The sequence below is a fragment of the Meiothermus taiwanensis WR-220 genome (genome assembly GCF_003568585.1).
GTDB classification, from domain to species: Bacteria; Deinococcota; Deinococci; order Deinococcales; family Thermaceae; genus Meiothermus; species Meiothermus taiwanensis.
This window is the reverse complement of the sequence record NZ_CP021130.1, coordinates 760,758-778,809: the sequence shown is the minus strand read 5'-3', so window position 1 is coordinate 778,809 and position 18,052 is coordinate 760,758. Positions and strand designations below refer to the sequence as shown.

General features: G+C 64.0%; 22 protein-coding genes and 1 pseudogene. 14 read left to right on the top strand and 9 right to left on the bottom strand.

All coding sequences use genetic code 11. The annotated features are described in order from the left end of the window. Positions 1-16 precede the first annotated feature (16 nt). From MTAI_RS03955 to MTAI_RS03940, 4 genes and pseudogenes are all read right to left on the bottom strand, one after another. Positions 17-223: a cold-shock protein gene (locus MTAI_RS03955; RefSeq protein WP_013014539.1), complete on the bottom strand. Its 207-nt coding sequence runs from the start codon at positions 221-223 to the stop codon at positions 17-19. After that, positions 204-1,369: pseudogene (locus MTAI_RS03950) on the bottom strand (integrase core domain-containing protein). The gene MTAI_RS03955 and the pseudogene MTAI_RS03950 overlap by 20 nt, the downstream one beginning before the upstream one ends. A 95-nt stretch (positions 1,370-1,464) precedes the next feature. Next, on the bottom strand, positions 1,465-1,839 hold the full coding sequence (locus MTAI_RS03945) for a carboxymuconolactone decarboxylase family protein (protein ID WP_027888696.1): 375 nt from the start codon (positions 1,837-1,839) through the stop codon (positions 1,465-1,467). Positions 1,840-1,886: 47 nt separating this feature from the next. Further along, positions 1,887-2,573 (bottom strand): HAD family hydrolase, encoded by a 687-nt coding sequence (locus MTAI_RS03940; RefSeq protein ID WP_027888697.1) that lies wholly within the window; start codon positions 2,571-2,573, stop codon positions 1,887-1,889. A gap of 190 nt (positions 2,574-2,763) precedes the next feature. On the opposite strand from MTAI_RS03940, the gene purB reads away from it, so the two are divergent. From purB to MTAI_RS03900, 8 genes are read left to right on the top strand one after another with little or no spacing between them, the layout of a single operon-like run. Further along, positions 2,764-4,074 (top strand): adenylosuccinate lyase, encoded by a 1,311-nt coding sequence (purB, locus tag MTAI_RS03935; protein ID WP_027888698.1) that lies wholly within the window; start codon positions 2,764-2,766, stop codon positions 4,072-4,074. Positions 4,075-4,098: 24 nt separating this feature from the next. Continuing rightward, positions 4,099-4,800 carry a phosphoribosylaminoimidazolesuccinocarboxamide synthase gene (gene purC / locus MTAI_RS03930; protein ID WP_027888699.1) on the top strand — a complete coding sequence of 234 codons (702 nt, stop codon included), beginning with the start codon at positions 4,099-4,101 and terminating at the stop codon, positions 4,798-4,800. Beyond that, complete coding sequence (gene purS / locus MTAI_RS03925) at positions 4,797-5,048, top strand: phosphoribosylformylglycinamidine synthase subunit PurS (RefSeq protein WP_027888700.1); 252 nt, start codon at positions 4,797-4,799, stop codon at positions 5,046-5,048. Before purC ends, purS begins: the two co-directional genes overlap by 4 nt. Continuing rightward, the gene (gene purQ / locus MTAI_RS03920) at positions 5,045-5,743 is read left to right on the top strand and encodes a phosphoribosylformylglycinamidine synthase subunit PurQ (RefSeq protein ID WP_027888701.1); all 699 of its coding nucleotides are present in this window, start codon (positions 5,045-5,047) and stop codon (positions 5,741-5,743) included. Before purS ends, purQ begins: the two co-directional genes overlap by 4 nt. A 37-nt stretch (positions 5,744-5,780) precedes the next feature. Next, positions 5,781-6,527, top strand: coding sequence for an HAD family hydrolase (locus MTAI_RS03915; RefSeq protein WP_036197452.1), 747 nt, complete (start codon positions 5,781-5,783; stop codon positions 6,525-6,527). A 45-nt stretch (positions 6,528-6,572) separates the two neighbouring features. Next, complete coding sequence (gene purL / locus MTAI_RS03910) at positions 6,573-8,777, top strand: phosphoribosylformylglycinamidine synthase subunit PurL (protein WP_027888702.1); 2,205 nt, start codon at positions 6,573-6,575, stop codon at positions 8,775-8,777. Further along, complete coding sequence (gene purF, locus MTAI_RS03905; protein ID WP_027888703.1) at positions 8,777-10,174, top strand: amidophosphoribosyltransferase; 1,398 nt, start codon at positions 8,777-8,779, stop codon at positions 10,172-10,174. The genes purL and purF overlap by 1 nt, the downstream gene beginning before the upstream one ends. Before the next feature lie 55 nt (positions 10,175-10,229). After that, complete coding sequence (locus MTAI_RS03900; RefSeq protein WP_027888704.1) at positions 10,230-11,183, top strand: nitroreductase family protein; 954 nt, start codon at positions 10,230-10,232, stop codon at positions 11,181-11,183. On the opposite strand, the gene MTAI_RS03895 is transcribed toward MTAI_RS03900, so the two are convergent. The 4 genes from MTAI_RS03895 to MTAI_RS03880 form a co-directional block, all read right to left on the bottom strand. Continuing rightward, complete coding sequence (locus tag MTAI_RS03895; protein WP_027888705.1) at positions 11,173-11,544, bottom strand: bleomycin resistance protein; 372 nt, start codon at positions 11,542-11,544, stop codon at positions 11,173-11,175. The genes MTAI_RS03900 and MTAI_RS03895 overlap by 11 nt on opposite strands. A gap of 30 nt (positions 11,545-11,574) precedes the next feature. After that, the gene (locus MTAI_RS03890; RefSeq protein ID WP_027888706.1) at positions 11,575-12,471 is read right to left on the bottom strand and encodes a VOC family protein; all 897 of its coding nucleotides are present in this window, start codon (positions 12,469-12,471) and stop codon (positions 11,575-11,577) included. Between the two features lie 33 nt (positions 12,472-12,504). Next, a complete protein-coding gene (locus MTAI_RS03885; RefSeq protein WP_245453131.1) occupies positions 12,505-12,774 on the bottom strand; it encodes an Lrp/AsnC ligand binding domain-containing protein in 270 nt (89 codons plus the stop codon). Positions 12,775-12,900: 126 nt separating this feature from the next. Next, positions 12,901-13,197, bottom strand: a complete 297-nt coding sequence (locus MTAI_RS03880; protein WP_013014553.1) for a hypothetical protein — start codon at positions 13,195-13,197, stop codon at positions 12,901-12,903. A gap of 107 nt (positions 13,198-13,304) precedes the next feature. Between MTAI_RS03880 and MTAI_RS03875 the strand changes: the two genes are divergently transcribed. The 6 genes from MTAI_RS03875 to folE2 all read left to right on the top strand — a co-directional run bounded on the left by MTAI_RS03875 (position 13,305) and on the right by folE2 (position 17,593). Beyond that, positions 13,305-13,697: a helix-turn-helix domain-containing protein gene (locus MTAI_RS03875; protein WP_027888708.1), complete on the top strand. Its 393-nt coding sequence runs from the start codon at positions 13,305-13,307 to the stop codon at positions 13,695-13,697. Positions 13,698-13,897: 200 nt separating this feature from the next. Next, positions 13,898-14,365 carry a GyrI-like domain-containing protein gene (locus MTAI_RS03870; RefSeq protein ID WP_027888709.1) on the top strand — a complete coding sequence of 156 codons (468 nt, stop codon included), beginning with the start codon at positions 13,898-13,900 and terminating at the stop codon, positions 14,363-14,365. Positions 14,366-14,377: 12 nt separating this feature from the next. Further along, positions 14,378-15,103: an ImmA/IrrE family metallo-endopeptidase gene (locus MTAI_RS03865; protein ID WP_027888710.1), complete on the top strand. Its 726-nt coding sequence runs from the start codon at positions 14,378-14,380 to the stop codon at positions 15,101-15,103. A 48-nt stretch (positions 15,104-15,151) separates the two neighbouring features. After that, the gene (locus MTAI_RS03860; RefSeq protein WP_027888711.1) at positions 15,152-15,568 is read left to right on the top strand and encodes an NUDIX domain-containing protein; all 417 of its coding nucleotides are present in this window, start codon (positions 15,152-15,154) and stop codon (positions 15,566-15,568) included. After that, positions 15,565-16,278 carry a bifunctional dihydropteridine reductase/dihydrofolate reductase TmpR gene (tmpR, locus tag MTAI_RS03855; protein WP_027888712.1) on the top strand — a complete coding sequence of 238 codons (714 nt, stop codon included), beginning with the start codon at positions 15,565-15,567 and terminating at the stop codon, positions 16,276-16,278. The genes MTAI_RS03860 and tmpR overlap by 4 nt, the downstream gene beginning before the upstream one ends. Before the next feature lie 283 nt (positions 16,279-16,561). Continuing rightward, positions 16,562-17,593 (top strand): GTP cyclohydrolase FolE2, encoded by a 1,032-nt coding sequence (gene folE2 / locus MTAI_RS03850; RefSeq protein ID WP_245453130.1) that lies wholly within the window; start codon positions 16,562-16,564, stop codon positions 17,591-17,593. On the opposite strand, the gene sufU is transcribed toward folE2, so the two are convergent. Beyond that, positions 17,590-18,033, bottom strand: a complete 444-nt coding sequence (gene sufU / locus MTAI_RS03845; RefSeq protein WP_027888714.1) for a Fe-S cluster assembly sulfur transfer protein SufU — start codon at positions 18,031-18,033, stop codon at positions 17,590-17,592. The two genes, folE2 and sufU, sit on opposite strands and share 4 nt — an antisense overlap. Between the last annotated feature and the right edge of the window lie 19 nt (positions 18,034-18,052).

The window sequence follows — 18,052 nt, the reverse complement described above, 5'->3', positions numbered from 1 at the left end:
TTGAACGGTGCGATGCTTAGGCCAGCTTCACATTCTTGGCCTGGGGGCCCTTGCCATTCTTGCCAGGCTCGATCTCGAACTCTACGCGATCGCCCTCGTTGAGGCTTTTGAAGCCCTGGCCCTGGATGGCGGTAAAGTGCACGAACACATCGGGGCCACTTTCTTGAGCGATGAAGCCATAGCCTTTTTCCGCGTTGAACCACTTAACAGTACCTTTGTTCATCTACTACTCCTGATGTCCTGCTGAAACCGGCTGGTTTTAGGGGACACCAGATGTTAGCACGGGAAACCGGCAAAGTCAAATCAATGTAATCGGTCAATACATTTGAGACTCCAGGGGAACCGACACCTCCTGTAGCTTAGCCAGGTACTCCACCGGCGCCAACCCCCCCAGGGCCATGTGCGGCCGGTGCAGGTTGTAGTGCTCCAGATAACCCTCCAGCTCCCCTTGAATAGCCTCTATCCCCAGCGGTAAAGCCCGCGTGTAAAACTCATCCCGAAACGTCCGCTGCAGCCGCTCTACCATCCCGTTCAGCTTCGGACTCCTCGGCGGCAAAACAAAAAGCTCTATCCCCAATACCCGACAACCCTCCTCAAACTCCGCCATGAACTCGCTGCCCCCATCCACCTGGATCGCACGGATGACACAAGGACATCGCCGCACCAGCTGCTGCAGAAAATCCAGCGCCGTCTTAGCACTCGCCCGGCTGTACACCCCCGCCGTCCCCCAGCGGCTTACCGTGTCCACCGCCGTAAACTGCCGCAGACCCGTCCCGTCCCCCAGATCCACCCACAGCGTATCCACCTGTACCAGATCCCCAGGCCGCAGCGCCGTGTACTCCGCGGGCTTCCTCCGGGCATAGGGCCGCTGGCTCTTCCTGCGCAAACGGGCCTTACGGTTTCTGGCCAGGAAAGCGCTCACCGGCTCCACCCGGCCGCTTCGCTCCAGGTAGCTCAGGATGCGTCCTACCGTGCGTTCGCTTAGGGTGTAGCCCTCTCTGTGCAGTCTCTGCCCGATGCGCCAGCGGCCCCAGGTGGGGTTTTGTTTGCGCAGCCGCTCTATGCGTATGAGGACATCGGGTTTCCAGTGTACCTTCCGGCGCAGCTTCCTGGGTTTGCGGCTTTTGGGTTTGAGGCCGGCAAGGTCTTGTTCTTCGAGTCTTTTTTTCCAGCGGTGGTAGGTGGCCTTGCTGATGCCTACCAGCTTTTGGACTTCGTCCCAGGGAACTTTCTTTTTTCTGAGGGTCTCTACCAGTTTGAGCTTCCGCAGGCGCTCGGCCACGACGGGGTCGCCGGCGCCTGCTTGTTCGAGCTGGCTGGCTTGGTTGGCGGCTTTGAGCAGGGGTTTTCCAACTGTAGTAAGCTGCATCTGGGGGAACCTCCTTTCCAGAGTCGGTTCCCCCTATTCTCTTTCGCTCAGAGTCTCACATGTATCCGGCCGAGCACAATCAAGACCGTGGGTCATCACTCCCCGCTGGAGGTTCGGCTCGAGGCCCGCCCTTCCTTGCGCAGCAGGGCCCGAAAGGTTTTCATAGCCGCCAGCGCGTTGGGAAATCCCACAAACAGCGCCGACTGGATGATGGTCTCGCGCACTTCTTGCTCGGTCGCGCCGTTGCGCAAAGCCCCTTCTAGGTGGGTGGCAATCTCCTTGGGTGCGCCCAGGGCAATCAGGCTGGTGATGGCCAGCAGTTCGCGGGTCTTCAAGTCCAGGCCGGGGCGGGCCAGCACCTCTTCGTAGGCGAAGTCGCGGATGTAGGCATACAGGTCGGGGTCGACCTCGCCCAGGTTTTGCTCGATGGCTTCGAAGTTATCCCCCCAGATGGCCTTGCGAACGCTCATGAAGGTCAGTTTCTAGGTTCTATGGGCCGGGCGTCAAGGGCTTGGCGCTACAACCAGTCCACCCGGCCTGTGGCGTACTCGATCACCCAGGCCAGATCGCCCACCGCATTGGGGTTCTGGCGGTACGGGTCGAACAGGATGGGCCGTACCCCGGCGGCCCTGGCCCCGGCGATATCGTCCTCCGAGTCGCCTACGTGAATCGCTTGCTGCGGCTCCACGCCCAGATGGCCTAGCACGATCTGGAAAAAGCGCGGGTCGGGCTTGGCCACCCCCTCCAGCGCCGAGACCCCCACATAGTCGAAGAAATCGGCCAGGCCTGTGGCCCGCAAAACCCCCGGCAGCGTCCAGTCCCAGTTGGAGACCACCCCCAGCTTGAAGCCCAGGCTCTTAAGCTCGCCCAGCACCTCTTTGGCCCCCGGTGTGAGCGGCCAGATGTGGGGGCTCTGCCAGTGTTCTCTTAGGTAGTCGGCCACCTCGTCGGCGTAGGCCCCCAGCCCAATGCCGTTCATGACCTCCCGGTGAAAGGCCCGCCAAAACGAAAGGGCCGTGGCCTCGTCGGTGGCGCTCATATGGTGGTCGGAGTAGTGGGCATAGGCGTCCTGGATGGCCTGAGGAAGGCGCTTGAGGTCGGCCTGGTGGGCGATGCCCTTGGCCTCCAGAATGGGCCATAGCCAGTATTTGGGGTGCCCCAGAATGAGCGTATCACCCACGTCGAACAACACTGCACGGATCATGGCCCCAATACTAACCCGCCAGGATGAAAACAACTCGAGGCCCGCGGTTGCCCCCACCCCCGGAGCATGATAGGCTCATGACGTTGTTCACCAGATTGTCCAGCGAGGCAATGAAGAACAACAAGTGATCCCGCGTGGAAAAAACCAATCCTACGTTCTTTGATCGGACGGCGAAGGGGGTAATGGGGCCATGATTGAGCGTTATCAGACCCCCGAGATGCGTGCGCTTTGGAGCGAGGCCCGCAAGTACCAGGTCTGGGCCGAGGTGGAAATTCTGGTGATGGAAGCCTGGGAAAGCCTGGGGCAGGTGCCCATCGGCACGGCCCAGCAGTTGCGCCAGGCCCTGCAGCAAAAGCCGCTGGATGCGAGCTTCGCCCGGCGCGTCGAGGAAATCGAGGCCGAGACCCGGCACGACATTGTGGCTTTTACCCGTGCCCTTACCGAGTGGGTGGGTAGCCTCGAGGTGGCCCGCTGGCTGCACCTGGGCCTGACCAGCACCGATGTGGTGGACACCGCCCAGAACCTGCTGTTGGACGAGGCCCTGGGTCTGATCGAACAGGAGCTGGATAAGGTTCTGGCCGCCCTGAAGCACCTGGCGGTGCGGTACAAGCACCTGCCGGCGGTGGGGCGCACCCACGGGGTGCACGCCGAGCCCACCAGCTTTGGCCTGCGTTTTCTGGCCTTCTATGCGGCTTTGCTGCGCGACAGGGAGCGCCTGAATAGGGCCCGCGAGGGCATCCGGGTGGCCATGATCTCGGGCTCGGTGGGGAATTACGCCCACGTGGAGCCCGCCGTCGAGGCCTGGGTGGCCCAGAAGCTGGGCTTTCAGATTGAGCCGGCCTCGAGCCAGGTGGTACCGCGCGACCGCCACGCCGAGCTGATGGGCGCGCTGGCCATCCTGGGGGCCGACCTCGAGCGCATCGCGGTGGAGCTGCGCCACCTGCAGCGCACCGAGGTGCTGGAGGCCCAGGAACCCTTTAGCTACAAGCAGACCGGCTCCTCCTCCATGCCGCACAAGAAAAACCCGGTGGCCCTGGAGAACATCTCGGGGCTGGCCCGGCTGCTGCGCAGCAACCTGCAGGCCGAACTGGAAAACGTGGCCCTCTGGCACGAGCGGGACATCTCGCACAGCTCGGTGGAGCGGGTGATCCTGCCCGACACCACCACCCTGGCCCACTACATGCTGCGCCGGCTTTTGCGGGTGCTGGAGGGGCTGGTGGTGTTTGAGGAAAACATCCAGCGCAACCTCGAGCGCACCCGCGGCCTGGTCTACTCCCAGCGGGTGCTAAGCCTGCTGATCGAGGCCGGCCTGGATCGCACGGCGGCCTACGAGATCGTCCAGCGCAACGCCTTAAAAAGCTGGGCCGAGGGGCAGGACTTCCGGGCCCTGCTCGAGGCCGACCCGGCCTGCCCCCTCAAGGGCGCGGCGCTGGCCCAGGCCTTCGACCCCGGCTACTTCTTGCGCCATGTGGATACCATCTATGCCCGCTTTGGGCTGTAGAGGGGTAGTATGGAAGAGATTCGGATGGAGAAACTCTACGAGGGTAAAGCCAAAATTATCTATCCCAGTTCCGAGGCGGGGATGGTGCGGGTCTATTTCAAGGACGATGCCACCGCCTTCAACGGGCAGAAGCGGGCCCAGATCGCCGGTAAGGGGTCGGTGAACAACCAGATTGCTTCGGCCCTGTTTGGCTATCTGGAAGGCCACGGCATCCCCACGCACTTTGTGCGGCAGCTATCCGAGCGGGAGATGCTGGTGCGACAGGTAGAGATCGTGCCGCTCGAGGTCATCGTGCGCAACCGCACCGCCGGTACCTTTGCCCGGCGCTACGGAGTGGAGGAAGGCCGGGTGCTCCCCAAGCCCCTGCTGGAGTTCTCCTACAAAAACGATGCCCTGGGCGACCCCCTCATCTACCCGGAAGCGGCTCTGGCCCTGGGGCTTTTGAGCGAGGCCGAGCTGGAGCGCATCCGCACCCTGGCCCTGCAGATCAACACCCTGCTAAAAGACTATTTCGCCCAGCGCAACCTCGAGCTCGTCGACTTCAAGCTGGAGTTTGGCCGCCTACCGGACGGCCGGCTGGTGCTGGCCGACGAAATTTCGCCCGACACCATGCGCCTGTGGGAGATGGGAACCGGCGAAAAAATGGACAAAGACCGCTTCCGCCGCGACCTAGGCGGGGTGGAGGAAGCCTATCAGGAAGTGCTGCGGCGGGTGCAAGGGCTATGAAATACCACATTACCCTCCTAATCGAGCTCAAAGACGGCATCCTCGACCCCCAGGGGCGGGCCGTGGAAGGGGTTTTGCAGGGCCTCGGGTACCCGGTCGAGAACGTGCGGGTGGGGCGGGTGCTGGAGATGGAAGTGGAGGCCCAGAGCGAGGCGGAGGCCAGAACCACCGCGCATAACATCGGCAAGGCGCTGTCCAACCCGGTGATGGAAGTGTTTGTGGTGGAGGCGGTGAAGGAGCTGGCATGAAGGTGGCGGTGATTCAGTTCCCTGGCTCCAACTGCGACCAGGACGCCCTGTGGGCCCTGCGGCTGGTGGGGCTAGAGGCCGAGCTGGTCTGGCACACCGAGCGAAACCTGGAGGGCTTCCAGGCCGCCCTGCTGCCGGGGGGGTTCTCCTATGGGGACTATTTGCGGGCGGGGGCGCTGGCCAAGTTCTCGCCGGTGATGCAGGAGGTGCGGCGGCTGGCGCTGCGCGGCTACCCGGTGGTGGGGATCTGCAACGGCTTCCAGGTGCTCACCGAGGCCGGGCTGCTGCCGGGGGCCCTCCTGGCCAACACCAACCTCCACTTCACCTGCAAGGAGGTGTTTTTGCGGGTCGAGCGCACCGACCTGCCCTTTACCCGCGCGTATACCCCAGGGCAGGTGCTGCGGATTCCCATCGCCCACGGCGAGGGCCGCTACTATGCCGACGCAGAAACCTTGGAACGGCTCGAGCAAAACCACCAGGTGGTCTTCCGCTACACCGCCCCTCAAGAAGCGCCCTCGCAGGAGGGCTACAACCCCAACGGCTCCCTGAACGACATTGCGGGTATTGTGAACCCAGCGGGCAATGTGCTGGGCCTGATGCCCCACCCCGAACGGGCGGTGGAAAGCGTCCTGGGCTCTGCCGATGGGTTGCCGTTTTTCCAGAGCCTCAAGCAGGCCCTCGAGGTCGTGGTCTAAGCCGGGCAACAGCAACAATTGAGCAGGAGGTATGGGCATGGTAAAGGCAATCACCTTCGATTTTTGGGGCACCCTTTTCATCGAAGGCCCGGAGTATGCCGGGCAGGTCAAGAACCTGCGCAACGAGATCCTGCTGGATGCGGCCTCCGAGGCCGGCGTGCCCGCCGAGCCCGCCGCGGTGATGGAGGCCTGGCGGCAGGCCGCGCTGGACTTCGAGGCAGCCTGGAACGCCGGTCAGGCCATGACCCCCTTCGAGCGGGTCACCCGCATCTTTGCCTACCTGGGCCTGCCCTACGACGAGGGTCTGGTGGCCCTCACCACCCAGCGCATCGTGGAGGCGGCCCTGCAGGGGAGCCTGCTGCCGCTGCCGGGGGTGCTCGAGGCCCTGCCCAAACTGGCCCAGCACTACACCCTGGGCATCGTCTCCGATACCAGCGTCTCCACCGGGCGCATCCTGCGCGAGCAGCTCATGCGCCACAAGCTGCACGACCTCTTTAGCGGCTTTTCCTTCTCCGACGAAACCGGGGTGGTCAAGCCCCACCCCGAAGCCTTCCTGGCCGCCCTGGACGAGATGGGGGCCAAACCCCAGGAAGCCCTGCACATCGGGGATATCCCCCGCACCGACATCGCCGGGGCCTTCCAGACCGGCTACCCCTACGCGGTGCTCTACACCGGACACACCCACCGCAACGGGCCGCCCGAGCCCAGCGCCCGCATCGCTAGCCACCTCGAGCTTTTCCCGCTGCTCGAGAAGGTTTTTGGGCATCCACCGCGGGCCCTGTGAACCCTCGCGTGGACCAGAAGACTGTGCTTTAGAGATGATCGGTTTATGACCCAAGAAACCCAACCCCCTTTCCTCCAGGAGACCGGCATTCCGCTGGGTGAGTACCAGGCGATTGTGCGCCTGCTGGGGCGCGAGCCCAACCGGCTCGAGCTCTACTTGTTCAAGGTGATGTGGAGCGAGCACTGCTCCTACAAGAACTCCCGCCCGCTGCTGCGGCTGCTGCCCAAGGAGGGCCCTGCCGTGCTGCAGGGCCCCGGCGAGAACGCCGGGGTGGTGGAGATTGGGGAGGGCTGGGCGGTGGCCTTCAAAATCGAGAGCCACAACCACCCTTCGGCGGTGGAGCCGGTGCAGGGCGCGGCCACCGGGGTGGGGGGCATCATCCGCGACATCGTGGCCATGGGGGCCCGGCCCATCGCCCTCTTAAACTCGCTGCGCTTCGGCCGGCCCGACGACCCCCGCACGCGCTACCTGGTGCGGGGGGTGGTGGAGGGCATCGCCCACTACGGCAACGCCATCGGCGTGCCCACGGTGGGGGGCGAGGTCTACTTCCACCCCGACTATCAGGAAAACCCCCTGGTAAACGCCATGTGCGTGGGCCTTTTGCGTATAGAAGAACTCAAGAAGAGCCGGGCCTCCCTGGGGCGGCCGGTCTACTACGTGGGCTCCAAGACCGGCCGCGACGGCATTGGCGGGGCGGCCTTTGCCTCGGAGGAGCTCTCGGAAGAGAACGAGTCCAAACGGCCTAGCGTGCAGGTGGGCGACCCCTTCCTGGGCAAGCTGACCATGGAGCTGACCCTGGAAGCCATCCGGCAGGATCTGGTCGAAGGGGTGCAGGACATGGGGGCGGCCGGGCTTACCTCCTCGCTTTCCGAGCTGGCCCACAAGTCGGGGCTGGGCCTCGAGCTCAACCTCGACCGGGTACCGCAGCGCGAGGCGGGCATGAACCCCATCGAGCTGATGCTCTCGGAGTCGCAGGAGCGCATGGTGCTGGTGCCCCGGCCCGGTAAGGAGCAGGCGCTGGAGGCCCTGGCGGCCCGCTACGGGCTGGACGCCGTCCCGGTGGCCCATACCATCGCCGAGCCGGTCTTCCGGGTGGTGCACGCGGGCCAGGTGGTGGCCGAGGTGCCCACCGCAGCCCTGGCCGACAGCCCCACCTACACCCGCGAAGGGCAGGAAGACCCGGCCATCGCCCGGCTGAGGGCGGTGGATCTGGGTGCCCTACCGCTTCCTTCCGACCTGCAAGATATTCTGCCCCGGCTGCTGGCCTCGCCCAACCTGTGCAGCCGGGCCCCCATCTACCAGCGCTACGACCACCAGGTGGGCACCAACACCGTGCTGGTACCCGGCTCGGGCGACGCGGCCATCCTGCGCATCAAGGGCACCCGGCGGGGGCTGGCCGTCAAGGTGGATGCCAACCCCCGCTACAGCAAGCTCTCACCCCGCTTAGGGGCCATGCACGCCCTGGCCGAGGCCAGCCGCAACGTGAGCGTGGTGGGCGCCCAGCCCCTGGCCTACACCGACGGTCTCAACTGCGGCAACCCCGAGACCCCCGAGGGCTACTTCGAGCTGTCCGAGACCATCCAGGGCCTGGCAGAGGCCTCGAGGGCCCTGGGGCTTCCGGTGGTCTCGGGGAACGTCTCGCTCTACAACGAAGGGCCCAACTACCGCATCCCGCCCACGCCCATGGTGGGGGTGGTGGGGCTTTTGCAGAACCTCGAGCAGCGCGCCCAGCAGGGCTTCCAGCATGCGGGCGATTTTATCGTGCTCATCGGCGCGCTGGAGGGGCATCTGGGGGCCTCGGAGTACCTCTGGGTGGTGCACGGCCAGGAGGCCGGGAGCCCGCCGCCTTTGGATCTGGCCCTGGAAGCCAGGGCCCAGGCCGCCATCCGCGAGCTGATCGGGCGGGGCTGGGTCAGCACCGCGCACGACGTGGCCGAGGGGGGCCTGGCGGTGGCCCTGGCCGAGATGTGCCTGCCTTATGGCCTGGGGGCCACCCTCGAGCTGCGCAGCCCGGCCCGGCCCGATGCTGTGCTGTTTGGGGAAGCCCCCAGCCGCATCCTGTTCAGCGTGAACCAGGCCCACTTGCAGGCCGCGGTTAAACTGCTGGAGAACCACGGCCTGCCCTACCACGTCCTGGGGCAGGTGGGCGGCTCAACCCTCACCATCCTGACCCCCAAAGCGCGCCTGGAGTGGCCCGTGGCGGCTTTGCGGCAGGCCTGGGAAGCGCCCTTGCGGGAGGTGTTGCCATGATGGACAAACCCCGGGAAGAGTGCGGGGTGCTGGGCCTGTGGTCGCCCGAGCCCCTGCCGGTGGCCGAGCTCTTGCAGCTGGGGCTCTTCGCCCTGCAACACCGGGGGCAGGAAGCTGCGGGAATTTGCGTTTCAAACGGGAAAGACCTGGTGATCGAAAAAGACCTGGGCCTGGTCAGCCAGGTCTTCGACGAGACCCGGATGCAGCGTCTGCGCATCCAGGGGGCCAACCTGGGCATCGGGCACACCCGCTACTCCACCACCGGTTCCAACCTGCGCTTCAACGCCCAGCCCTTGAGCGTGCGCAGCTCCAAGGGGATTCTGGCCATTGCCCACAACGGCAACTTTGTGAACGCCCTGCAGATCCGCCAGCAGCTCCTCGAGCACGGCGCGGTCTTCCAGACCACCAACGACACCGAGGTGATGATCAACCTGATCGCCCGCTACGCCAGGCTCAGCCTGGTGGAGGCCACCGCCCGGGCCATGCGGGAGCTAAAGGGGGGCTTTAGCGTGGTGCTGATGGATCGGCAGACGGTGCTGGCACTGCGCGACGGCAACGGGGTGCGACCCCTGGTGATCGGGCGACTGGAAAATGGCGGCTGGGTCTTTGCTTCGGAGACCCCGGCCCTGGCCCTGATGGGGGCCCGCTTCGTGCGCGACGTGCGGCCCGGCGAGCTGGTCTGGGTGGAGTCGGGGGAGCTCTGCTCCATGCAGGTGCTCGAGCCCCGTCCCACCCCCTGCGCCTTTGAGTGGATCTACTTTGCCCGGGCCGATGCAACCCTGGACGGTATCGCCACCCACCCCGCCCGCATCCGCATGGGCGAGGTGCTGGCCCAGGAAGCCCCCGCCGAGGCCGACCTGGTAGTACCGGTGCCCGACTCCGGGATTGGGGCGGCCATCGGCTACAGCCGGGCCTCGGGGATTCCTCTGGACTACGGCCTGCACAAAAACCCCTACACAGGCCGCACCTTTATCCAGCCCACCCAGGAGATGCGCGACCTGAAGGTGCGGCTCAAACTGGCCGCCACCCCGGTGGTGGCGGGCCGGCGGGTGGTGCTGGTGGACGACTCCATTGTGCGGGGCACCACCTCCGGGCGCATCGTGCAACTGCTGCGCGAGGCCGGGGCCGCCGAGGTGCACGTGCGCATCTCCTCCCCGCCCATCAAGTTCCCCTGCTACTACGGCATCGACACCGCGGCCCGCAAGGAGCTGGTGGCCTCAACGCACAGCGTTGAAGAGATCCGCCAGCTTATCGGGGCCGACTCGCTGGCTTTTTTGAGCGAGTCCGGGGTGCGCCAGGCCATCGGGGGGCCGGTCTGCCTGGCCTGCTTCAACGGGCAGTACCCGGCCGGCCAGCCCGAGGAAGAGGTGCGCAAAGAGGCGCTCGAGCAGGCCTGAGCTCAAAAGATCGCAGCCATGGCTCTATAGCCCGCCAACACGGTAGGCTACTGTTATGAACGATCTACACACGCTATACCAGCGCCGCGCCAGCGTGCGCAAGTTCAAGCCCGAGCCCCTGCGCGAAGGCGACCTGGAAAAGATACTCTTTGCCGCCCAGCGGGCCCCCACCGACGCCACCGCGCAGATGTACAGCCTGCTGCGCATCAGCGACCCTGAGCTACGCCGCAAGGTTTCAAGCCACTCCGGCCACAACCCCCACATCGAGACCTGCGCCGAGTTTTTCCTGATTCTGGCCGACGTCTACCGCCTGCGCCGGCTGGTGGAGCACCGGGGCGGGGTGTTCGGGCACTGGCCCCGCACCGCCCTGCACTTTGCCATCACCGATGCGGTGCTGGCCGGAAGCGCCCTGGCCACCATGGCCGAGAGCCTGGGCTATGGCATCGTGTGGATTGGCGGGGTGCTGAACGGCATAAAGGAAATTAAGGCGCTGTGTGGACTGCCGCAGGGGGTGATACCGGTGGCCGGCCTGTGCGTGGGGGTGCCGGACGAAAGCCCGGCCCCGAGGCCCCGCCTGCCCCGGGAGATGGTAGTCCACGAGAACCGCTACCACGACTATTCCCCGGAGGCCCTCGAGCAGGCCTATACCGCCATGGCCCCCATCACCCGCAGCGGCGACTGGTACAGGGTGCTGGAGCGCTATTTCGCCCAAGGCGGCACCATGGAGCAGCGTGAGCCGGCCTATCAGCAGCTTTCCGCCCAGCAGGGCTTCGAGCCGGATCTACCGCCCGACCTGCTCGAGGCGCTCAAAGAAAAGGGCCTCGAGGCCGGCTCGCTGGGCCAGCTCATCGAGGCGGCCTTTGCCCAGGGCTTCCGCAGCCTGCAGTTCCACCACCAGGGCTACGCCTGGATCGAGAAAGAACCCGAGGCCTACCGGGGCGACGGCAAGCCCGGCGAGGCTTTAGGCAAAGCCTTGCTACAGGCACCCCGGGAGCGGGTTATACCCTAAGCTCCTGGTAAACCCGTATAGCCACCCCAGAGGGGTCGAGGAGGGTGAACTCGCGGGTGGCCCAGGGCTTGTTTTCCAGCCTGCCATTGGGGTGCACGATGCCGGCGGCCTCGCAGGCCACATACAGCAGGTCTACCTCGTCCACCTCGAGCCGGAAGGCATAGTTACGGCTGATTTCGGGGTTGGGCTCGAGGTAGAAGTGCAACCGCAGCCCGTCCCGGCTCACCCCGCCGTACTCCACCGGGTTCTCGCCCCAGGTAAAAGCATCCTGGAAGCCCAGGTGGGTCTGATAAAACCGCAGCGATTCCTGCACGTCGCGGCTGGGGATCACCGGTATACACGCCGATACTTTTATCGTCATAATCTACCTCGAAGTTGCTTCCACAACCGTTCAGGCATAGGCCTTTTGCAACTCGGCCAGGTCAAGCTTTTTCATCTGAAGCACCGCCTGGTTAATCCGGTTGACCCGTTCTGGGTCGGGGTCTTGCAGCATCTGCTCCAACGCCCGGGGCACTACCTGCCAGCTCAGACCATACCTGTCTTTGAGCCAGCCACACTGCTCGGCCTCCGGTACCGCTGAGAGCTTCGTCCAGTAATGGTCAATTTCGGCCTGGGTGTCGCAGTAAATCATGAACGAGATGGCCTCGTTGAAAGCGAAGTTGTGCGGGTAGGCGCTGTCCATGGCGGCAAACCACTGGCCCGCCAGCATGAACTCGCTGTACATCAAGGTACCTTCGCGCTCGGGCGCCATGCCCGCCGGATAGCGCATCGTCGCTCCCCGTCGAGCGTTGGGGAACACCGAGGTATAGAAGTCCTGGGCCTCCTCGGCCTTGCCGCATACCTCGCCCACAAACAATAGCGCGGGCGTGATAAAAGGACGCGCCTCGCCACCGGGGTCGGAGAGGTTAAGCTGCCAGGAAAGGCCGTAGCGGTCTTGAATCCAGCCGTAGAGGGGCGCAAAGGGATAGGCCTGTAATGGCATCAGCACGCTACCCCCTGGCAGCAACTTGTTCCACAGGGCCTCGAGGTCTTGTCGGGTGCGCCCCTGGGAGGGGTCGAAGTTGAGGATAAACGAGATGGAGGGATTGAACTTGAAAAGCGGCCCCGCGCTGATGGCCATGAAGGGCTGGCCGGCCAGCTCAAACGAGACCAGATCGCAGTCCCCCGAGGGCGTATCGCGCAAAACAACCAAACTATTTATCCTGGAACCCGGAATTGCATCGCAATAAAACCGAGCGGCCTCCGCGGCCTCTTTGTCGAACCAGAGATTGGGCACGATCTTGAACATTCAGCACCTCCTGGTGCGCTTACAGGACGCCCTTCAGGCCGCGAGTTTGACTGAAATCTTACGAACACCGGGGGTGGATTGCACTTCGGTCAGCAGTGACTGCAAGGCCTCAAAATTGTGCCGCTCCACCACCAGCACCGCCTCGGAGGCCCCCAGCAGGGCATCGGCCTTGATCACCCCTGGCAGGCGGCGCAGGGCCCGTGCAAGGCGTTTGGGTTGGGCGCAGGAAACGAACACATATGCCGAAACACGACGGACATGCTCCATAGCCGGAGCCTGGGTTTGCTGGGCGAGTTGCATCATGCGGGCCTCCTGTACTGTTTGGTGGATAGCGGGGCCAACCCCCAAGGTTTCCTCGAGCAGACGCTCGTGCCGATAGCGGGCTTCTATTTCTGCAAAAAAAGTAGAAAACATGGTCACCCCGCGGGGCTAACTTGCGAAGGGAAGGGGCCGTTGTTCGGGCTGAACGAAACGGTGAAACAGCCTGGATAGGCGGCCCTCGGAGTAGAAGGTGGTGCGGTAGAGGACGGTGGCCTCGAGCCAGGCCTGGGCCAGAGGCCGGGCCGCCGGGCGAAGCAGGGGCATTTTGGCGCGCAGTTCGTTCTCCAGAGCCCACAGCCCAATCTGGCCTTTGCGGTTATCCAGCTCGATAAGGGCATTGAGCACCTCGCTGGGGTGTGCTGCACCACGCCCTACGGACTTCCAGATGATTTCGCTAACGTTCATATGTCCGCCTCCTGTTATGATATTAGCATAATCTATCTGCATAACGCAATATCCAAGCAGAACATTACGTCTTGACCGTAGAAAATTTTTATGCTACCGTCAGAACCATGACACTAGCCGAACGCCTTCGTGAGCTGCGCACCCAGCAGGGCTGGCGCCTCAAAGACCTCTCCGAGAAAAGCGGGCTCTCGGTGCCCTACCTGTCTGACCTCGAGCGGGGCCGCACCAACCCTTCCCTCGACACCCTGCAAACCCTGGCGACTTCCTACAACCTATCGGTCAACGACCTGCTGGCCCCGGTAGACTTCTACGGCGAGCGCACCGAAGCCTCGCTGCCCAAGGGCCTGGCCGAACTCATCGCCGACCCCATCCTGGGGGCCGAGATCACCCCCGAGTGGCAGCGCACCCTAGCCCGCATCGAGCTACGGGGCAAGCGCCCGGAGTCCAAGCGCGACTGGTACGAGATCTTCCTGCACCTCAAGCGGGTGCTGGAGGGCTAGGACATCTTTAGAAAACTCCCAAAGATGGTGGCCGCTGGTCATCATCTTTTTTGTACATACAGGCAAAGCCCCGAAGGCGTTGCAAAAATGGTCTTTACCCTGAAAGGATCGGCCTCGAGGTGTTCCGCCACAGAGAAGCGCTGTGGCTTGTTTTGCACGCCGTGTGGTCGCAAACCCGATCCCCCGGCCATAATGAGTGTATGGAGCGCCCTGTCCACACCCTCGAGTCCGGCTTTTTTGTCGCAGGGTACGAGCTGCGTACCAGCCTGGCCCTGGAGCAAGACCCCCAGACCGCCCGGATTCCTCCGCTCTGGCACAAGATAGAAAGCGGGGCGCTCGAGCTGCTCATCCCCAAGCGCCGGGCCAGGGGAAAGCCTTTTGTGGTTTATTTCAACTACGAAAGCGAGCAGGGCCCCTTCTCGGTGCTGCTGGGCTACCAGGTGATGGGGCCGGACGACGTGCCACCCGGCCTGAGCGGCCTGAACGTCCCTGGGGGCCGGTATCTGATGTTTAGTGTGCCCAGCGCCAAACCAGACTCGGTAAAAGAGGCCTGGCAGCAAGTCCGGGCCTATTTCCGGCAGCCCGGCGCGCCCAAGAGGGCTTTCACCTTCGATTACGAGGTCTACGAAAACACCCAGCGGGTTTCGCTTTTTGTAGCCATCCAGTAATCTGGCGGGAAGATGTCCAACGATCTCAGGTTGAGGGTGATTGCCCTGGCTGAGCGGTACCGCAAGGCCCACGCCCCCCTAACCCCCGAGCGCTTGGCTGCGGGCATCGGCGCCAGCCTCTCTTACGGCCGATTGCCAGAGGGCAAGTTTGGGGCCTGGATGCCAGGGCAGAATCATATCCTGATTGACCAGGACTCCCCGCCCAAACGCCAGCGGTTTACCCTGGCCCACGAGGTCATGCACATACTGATCCAGCAGGACGACGACCTGCTCTCCGACCTGCACGAAACCTACGAAGGCCAGGCCCTGGAAAAGGAGCTCGAGGCCCTGTGCAACCTGGGGGCCGCCGAGATGCTGCTGCCCGGCCAGGCAGTGCAGGCGGCCATCGCCCAGAAGGGCCAGACCCCCCGGCTGATACCCGAGCTGGCCGAGCTCTACCAGGTTTCGGAGGAAGTGGTGATGATCGCTTTGGCCGAGCGGGGCCCGGTTCCTTCCATCGTACTGATGGCCGGTAGCAAACCCCTGCGGGTTTACTTCAGCGCCAAGCACCCGCAGGTTGCGGGCTGGGTGAGCCGCGGGGCAGGCTTCCGCCGCGATGACCCCCTGGTGGTGGCCTTTGAAACCGGCCTGCCACAAAAGACCACCGCGCGCTTGCCCAATCACGGGGTGCTGTATGGCCTCGAGGCCTATCCCAAAAATGGGCGGGTCTATGCGGTCTACAAGGTGTTGCAAAACTAGCCTTCGGCACCTTCTGCCGGGGCCCGGCGGCGTAGCCTAAAGCCCGGTATGGAGCCAAGATATCCGATTCCCACCGTGGGCGCTTTGGTGAAAGGGCCTTCGGGCCGGGTGCTGATCGTCAAGACCGGCAAGTGGCAGGGTTGGTGGGGGGTGCCGGGGGGCAAGATTGAATGGGGCGAATCTCTGGAGGCCGCTTTACAGAGGGAGTTTCGCGAAGAGGTGGGCCTCGAGCTCACCCAGATCCGCTTTGCCCTGCTGCTGGAGGGGGTGTTCGACCCCCAGTTTTACAAGCCCATGCACTTTCTGTTCATCAACTACTTCGCCGAAAGCCCGGATGAGACCATCCGCCCCAACCAGGAGATCCTGGAGTGGGCCTGGGTCAACCCGGAGGAGGCGCTCCGGTATCCCCTGAACCGCATCACCCGCACCCTGCTGGAGGCCTACCTGGGAAGGGGGGCGGTATGAGCCGGGTGGCCCTGGTCACCGGCTCGGCCAGGGGCATCGGGCGGGCCATTGTGCTGGCGCTGGCCCGGCAGGGGTTCGATGTGGCCGTGCACTACCACCAAAGCGCCCTCGAGGCCGAACAAACCCGCCAGGAGGCCCTTCAGCACGGGGTGCGGGCCATCCGGGTGCAGGCCGATGTCACACGGGTCAAGGAGGCCCAGGGGCTCATCGAAGAGGTAGCCGAACAGCTCGGGGGTTTACAGGTACTGGTCAATAACGTTGGAAACTACCTCAAAAAACCCATCGAACAGACCACCCCCGAGGAATGGCACTCCATACTGGACTCCAACCTGAACGCGCCTTTTTATCTGACCCAGGCCGCCCTCCCCTACCTGAGCCAGACCGGCTATGGGCGGGTGGTGAACATCGGGTTTGCCGGCGCGCAAAACCTGCTGGCCCGCCCAGAGATTACCCCCTACGTGATCGCCAAAACCGGCCTGATTCTGTACAGCAAGGCCCTGGCCCAGCGCCTCGCCCCCCGGGGCATCACGGTGAATGTGGTCGCGCCGGGGGTGGCCGAAAACTCCCTTTCCAAACCAATCAACGAGATTCCCATGGGCCGGCTGGCCCAGCTGGAGGAGCTGGCCCGGGCCGTGCTCTTCTTTGTGGATGAGCAGAGCAGCTACATTACCGGCCAAGTGATGGAGGTTTCGGGCGGGTGGAATCTGTAGCAAACAACCCAGGCCATTGGCGAGAAAAAGCCCTCTTTGACACAAAATCGCCCCGCCGGGTCGCTGGGCCGATGGTGGTGGTACCCCACTTTAAGAAAACTAGCGTCCAGGTTACGTTCAGTTTGTGTATAAGGTGGCATGCTATGAGGGTGCAGTTAGGCTAGACTGCGATTGGTTCCGGAGCCGGTTTGAAGGGAAGCAGCTCAGGACACCACACAATAGATTCCCTTCGCATACCTACTCGTCAGACTGCTCGAGGTTGCTGACGAAAAAGGAGACGCCCTTGCTTAGCTTCGACAATAAGCAAATCCTCGATACACCCCCTCTCAAAATCGAAAAAAACGGTGGCAAAAAAGCCTACCTGTTCCGCAACACCGACGGCGCCGAACCCGTCATCACCCGCCACTACGACCACCAGTTCCGGCCCGATGCGGCCTACAAGGCCAGCCTGCCCGACATGACCGAGACCGTGGACTCGATCGAAGGGGCCAACGTCGCCATCCAGCAGGTGGGCATCTCGGGCTTCCGGCTCCCGCTCAAGTTTGCCACCCCCGCGGGTGAAGCCCTGACCCTCGAGGCCCGTGTTACCGGCACGGTATCGCTTCAGGCCAACCTCAAGGGCATCAACATGAGCCGGATCATCCGTACCTTTTATGCCCACAAAGACGAGGTTTTTAGCCTGGATACCCTGGCCCGGGTGGTGCAGGACTACCGCCGCGACCTCGAGAGCATGAGCGCCCGGGTCAAGGTGGCCTTCAGCTACCCCATGCTGGTTCCGGCCCTGCGCTCCGGCCTCGAGGGCTACCAGTACTACAGCGGCAGCTACGAGGCGGTTTTGGAAGAAAACGGCACCTTGCGCCGCTTTGTCGAGCTCGACTTCGTCTACTCCTCGGCCTGCCCCTGCTCCGCCGAGCTGGCCGAGCACGCCCGCGATGTGCGGGGGGTGTACGCCATCCCCCACAGCCAGCGCTCCAAGGCCCGCATCAAGGTGGAGGTGGCGCCGGATACCTCGCTGCACCTGGAAGACCTGATCCACCACGCCCGCGCGGCCCTCAAAACCGAGACCCAGGTGATGGTCAAGCGCGAGGACGAGCAGGCCTTTGCCGAGCTGAACGGGGCCTACGTGAAGTTTGTGGAGGATGCCGCCCGGCTGCTCTACGAGCAGCTCATTGCCGACCGGCGCATCCACGACTTCCAGGTGGCCTGCTCGCACCTCGAGAGCCTGCACTCCCACGACGCGGTCTCGGTCATTGCCAAGGGCCTGCCCGGCGGCTTCCGTGCCGATTTCAACGACTTCAGCACCCTCTTGTGCTAGGTGCCCTGGGCCTTGGTTCGGGCTTCCTGGGCCGCTTGCTCGAGGGCGTTCCAGGCCAGGGTGGCGCACTTGACCCGGGCCGCCAGCTTGTGCACCCCCGACAAGGCCGCTAAGTCGCCCAGCTCAGGTGCGGGCGGCGCACCGTCCAGAATCATGGACTTGAACTTGCGCTCGAGCTCGAGGGCCTCGGCCCAGGTCTTGCCCTTGACCAGGTCGGTCATCAAAGAGGCCGAGGCCTGCGAGATGGCACAGCCCTGCCCGCGAAAACGCACATCGGCAATCTGCTCGCCATCGGTCTCGACCTGTAGCTCGATCTGATCGCCACAGGAGGGGTTATCGCCCACGACCCGCACATTGGCCGATTCCAGCGGGCCGTAGTTGTGGGGCGACTTGTAGTGGCGCAGGATGATGTCTTTGTACAGATCCTCCAGGAGGTTCATACGGTTTATTGTAAGTCCC

Coding starts and splice junctions, on each gene's coding strand:
- MTAI_RS03870 (WP_027888709.1), top strand. CDS start 13,898: ATGGAGCGCCCTGTCCACACCCTCGAGTCCGGCTTTTTTGTCGCAGGG.
- MTAI_RS03865 (WP_027888710.1), top strand. CDS start 14,378: ATGTCCAACGATCTCAGGTTGAGGGTGATTGCCCTGGCTGAGCGGTAC.
- MTAI_RS03955 (WP_013014539.1), bottom strand. CDS start 223: ATGAACAAAGGTACTGTTAAGTGGTTCAACGCGGAAAAAGGCTATGGC.
- purQ (WP_027888701.1), top strand. CDS start 5,045: ATGAAGGTGGCGGTGATTCAGTTCCCTGGCTCCAACTGCGACCAGGAC.
- purC (WP_027888699.1), top strand. CDS start 4,099: ATGGAGAAACTCTACGAGGGTAAAGCCAAAATTATCTATCCCAGTTCC.
- MTAI_RS03875 (WP_027888708.1), top strand. CDS start 13,305: ATGACACTAGCCGAACGCCTTCGTGAGCTGCGCACCCAGCAGGGCTGG.
- purL (WP_027888702.1), top strand. CDS start 6,573: ATGACCCAAGAAACCCAACCCCCTTTCCTCCAGGAGACCGGCATTCCG.
- MTAI_RS03945 (WP_027888696.1), bottom strand. CDS start 1,839: ATGAGCGTTCGCAAGGCCATCTGGGGGGATAACTTCGAAGCCATCGAG.
- MTAI_RS03940 (WP_027888697.1), bottom strand. CDS start 2,573: ATGATCCGTGCAGTGTTGTTCGACGTGGGTGATACGCTCATTCTGGGG.
- MTAI_RS03890 (WP_027888706.1), bottom strand. CDS start 12,471: ATGTTCAAGATCGTGCCCAATCTCTGGTTCGACAAAGAGGCCGCGGAG.
- purB (WP_027888698.1), top strand. CDS start 2,764: ATGATTGAGCGTTATCAGACCCCCGAGATGCGTGCGCTTTGGAGCGAG.
- purF (WP_027888703.1), top strand. CDS start 8,777: ATGGACAAACCCCGGGAAGAGTGCGGGGTGCTGGGCCTGTGGTCGCCC.
- MTAI_RS03880 (WP_013014553.1), bottom strand. CDS start 13,197: ATGAACGTTAGCGAAATCATCTGGAAGTCCGTAGGGCGTGGTGCAGCA.
- MTAI_RS03885 (WP_245453131.1), bottom strand. CDS start 12,774: ATGATGCAACTCGCCCAGCAAACCCAGGCTCCGGCTATGGAGCATGTC.
- purS (WP_027888700.1), top strand. CDS start 4,797: ATGAAATACCACATTACCCTCCTAATCGAGCTCAAAGACGGCATCCTC.
- tmpR (WP_027888712.1), top strand. CDS start 15,565: ATGAGCCGGGTGGCCCTGGTCACCGGCTCGGCCAGGGGCATCGGGCGG.
- MTAI_RS03895 (WP_027888705.1), bottom strand. CDS start 11,544: ATGACGATAAAAGTATCGGCGTGTATACCGGTGATCCCCAGCCGCGAC.
- MTAI_RS03860 (WP_027888711.1), top strand. CDS start 15,152: ATGGAGCCAAGATATCCGATTCCCACCGTGGGCGCTTTGGTGAAAGGG.
- sufU (WP_027888714.1), bottom strand. CDS start 18,033: ATGAACCTCCTGGAGGATCTGTACAAAGACATCATCCTGCGCCACTAC.
- MTAI_RS03900 (WP_027888704.1), top strand. CDS start 10,230: ATGAACGATCTACACACGCTATACCAGCGCCGCGCCAGCGTGCGCAAG.
- MTAI_RS03915 (WP_036197452.1), top strand. CDS start 5,781: ATGGTAAAGGCAATCACCTTCGATTTTTGGGGCACCCTTTTCATCGAA.